General features: G+C 68.1%; 4 protein-coding genes. All 4 read right to left on the bottom strand.

Translation table 11 applies throughout. The annotated features are described in order from the left end of the window. Window positions 1-794, bottom strand: a 794-nt coding sequence (gene rpsB / locus WBV89_RS00055) for a 30S ribosomal protein S2 (RefSeq protein WP_423979304.1), incomplete at its 3' end; no start/stop codon positions are given. Between the two features lie 108 nt (window positions 795-902). Beyond that, entirely contained in the window at window positions 903-1,439 is a 537-nt protein-coding gene (locus tag WBV89_RS00050) for a murein hydrolase activator EnvC family protein (protein ID WP_423979303.1), read from the bottom strand. 88 nt (window positions 1,440-1,527) lie between these two features. Next, window positions 1,528-2,406, bottom strand: coding sequence for a tyrosine-type recombinase/integrase (locus tag WBV89_RS00045; protein WP_423979302.1), 879 nt, complete (start codon window positions 2,404-2,406; stop codon window positions 1,528-1,530). Between the two features lie 62 nt (window positions 2,407-2,468). After that, window positions 2,469-2,686: hypothetical protein (locus WBV89_RS00040; protein WP_423979301.1), on the bottom strand; the 218-nt coding region annotated here is incomplete at its 5' end.

Here is a 2,686-nt window from a genome sequence, read left to right as displayed (position 1 = left end):
GCCTGGGCCTGGGCGGCGGCGTCGCGGGCTGCCTTCTGGGCTGCCTCGAACTGAGCGACCTCTTCGGGCGACTTCTCGGCGACGGGCGCCGGGGCCGGGTTGCGCTTCTGGGCGATGAAACGGCCCTCGGCGACGGCGTCGGCGATGACGCGGGCGAACAGGCTGTTCGCACGGATCGCATCGTCGTTGCCGGGGATCGGGTAGGTGACGACCTCGGGGTTGACGTTCGTGTCGACGACGGCGACGACCGGGATCCCGAGCTTCTGTGCCTCGGTGACCGCGATGTGCTCCTTGAGCGTGTCGAGGACGAAGATCGCGTCGGGCGCCTTCTTCATGTCGCGGAGACCGCCGAGGTTCTTCTGCAGCTTGGTCAGCTCGCGGTTGAGGAGCAGCGCTTCCTTCTTGATCATCACGTCGGTCTCACCGGACGCGACCATGCGCTCGTACTCGAGCATCTTGGAGACGCGCTTGCTGATCGTCTCGAAGTTGGTGAGCATGCCACCGAGCCAACGCTCGTTCACGTACGGCATGCCGCACTTGTCGGCGTAGCTCTTGACCGGGTCCTGTGCCTGCTTCTTCGTGCCGACGAAGAGGATCGTTCCTCCACCGGCGACGAGGTCGCGGACGAATCCGTAGGCCTGTTCGACGCGGGGAAGCGTCTGCTGCAGGTCGATGATGTAGATCCCGTTGCGCTCACCGAAGATGAAACGCTTCATCTTCGGGTTCCACCGGCGGGTCTGGTGACCGAAGTGTGCTCCGGCCTCCAGCATCTGACGCATGCTGATGACAGCCATGTTCGTGCTCCTTGTTGCGGTTGACCGCACCGGTCGGCGCCCGGGGGCGACCGCTCATGACCGGTGAGGCAGTGAGTTGGTCGACGTACCGGTCGGTACGCCGACAGATCACGCTATCGGCGGCTGCGGTGGCCCACACCGCAGACGTGGCGTGGGTGCGGGCCATGCCGGTGAGCCATCGATCGGGACGAGCCGCGGCCGGCCGACGAGACGACCGAGGAGTGGTGCGGGATCGATGTAGATCTCCCCGCGCCGCAGCCCGAAGTAGAACCGTCCCGATGCGATGCCGATCGATCGGCCGGCGAGGACGACGTCGCCGGTGCCGACGGCAGGCTCGTCCAGCCGACCGTATGTGGCGCGCCATCCGTCCGGGTGGCGGACGACCACGTAGCGGGTCCCGGCGATCTGACCCGCCCACGACACGACCCCCGAGTCGACCGCCCTTACGGGGGTCCGGGTTCCGACGCGGTACTCGAGGCCGCGATTTCCCGCGCAGTAGGGGCACGGGGGCTCGCGGAACGGATCGATGACCGTCCCGGCGACCGGTGGTTGCCAGCAGGAGTGGGGACCGGCGTCGGCGGTGGGTGCGGCGACGAGCAGCACGACGACACAGGACGCAAGGGCACACAGAATGCGACGGGACATGATTCCTCCGGAGATCGTTCGATGTGGAGGACGCTCGACGCGTCGATGGCGGTCCGTCAGACGGACGATGGAGTCGCTGAACCGGATGTCACGCGCGAGGGTGGGCGTCGCGGTAGGCGGCCGAGAGTCGTTCGCGACTGACGTGGGTGTAGCGCTGGGTGGTGGCGACATCGGAGTGGCCGAGCAGTTCTTGGACAGCGCGAAGATCGGCGCCGCCGTCGAGCAGGTGAGTCGCAAAACTGTGCCGCAGCGCGTGCGGGTGGGTCGGGACCGGTGATCGGCGATCGATGATCCGGCGTACGTCACGCGGCATGAGGGGCTTGCCCCGCTCATTTCCGAACAGCACGTCGCCGTGTTCGGTGTCGACCACCTCGGCCCGCAACGGAAGCCACGCTCGCAGCGCGAGCACGGCGGGCTCGCTCAGCGGCACCCGACGCTCCTTCGATCCCTTGCCCCACACGGTCGCCGCCTCCTGATCGAGGGAGATCGCTCCGAGCGTGAGCGAACAGAGCTCACTCACGCGGAGGCCCGATCCGTACAGCAACTCGAGGACCGCGTCGTCGCGACGGCGGCGCCACTCGGGCCCCTCGGCGACTTGCTCGGGCGTCACGACGAGCAGTTCCTCGAGTTCGCCCCGATCGAGGACGCGCGGCAGGCGACCGTCACCCGCAGGGACCGACACCCCGACGGTCGGGTCGGCCGTTGCTCCACGATGAGCGACACGCCAGCCGTAGTAGCGCCGCAGCGTGGCGGTCTTGCGCGCCATCGTTCGGCGGGCGAGGCGCAGCGTCGTCATGTACGCCAGGTATCGACGAATCGTGCGTCGATCGACCGCTTCGGGATCGGTGACCTCGCTGCGCGCGCACCACTCGGCGAAGCTGCGCATGTCGGAGGCGTACGAGGCAACCGTGTTCGGTGCCAGAGCGGTCAGCGAGTCGCTGAACTCGTCGATCGACCAGGCATCCACTCCCCCGATGGTACGACCCGTCGAGAACGGCCTCGGGGATGACGGCGAGCTGGTCCATCCCATCACGCCAGGTCCGCGTATTCGTCGACCACCTCGAACCATCCGCCGGCTTCGGCGACCCAGCCACTGCGCTCGAGCCGAGCCAGCGCCATCGCCGACCGCGCCAGATCGAAGCCCACCGCGGTCGCCACCGTTTCGACACTCTGCGGACCGGCACGGCACCGCTCGAGGGCAACCGCTTCGTCGGCCTGCGGGCGCGCTCGGGAGTCGAACCGGCGTC

Origin of the sequence: Ilumatobacter sp., from assembly GCF_049588435.1 — a bacterium.
In the GTDB taxonomy this organism is placed as follows: domain Bacteria; phylum Actinomycetota; class Acidimicrobiia; order Acidimicrobiales; family Ilumatobacteraceae; genus Ilumatobacter_A.
This window is presented reverse-complemented; position numbering and strand designations above follow the sequence as displayed.

Excerpts from the sequence above, each read along its gene's own strand:
- WBV89_RS00050 (WP_423979303.1), bottom strand. The coding sequence starts at position 1,439 with ATGTCCCGTCGCATTCTGTGTGCCCTTGCGTCCTGTGTCGTCGTGCTG.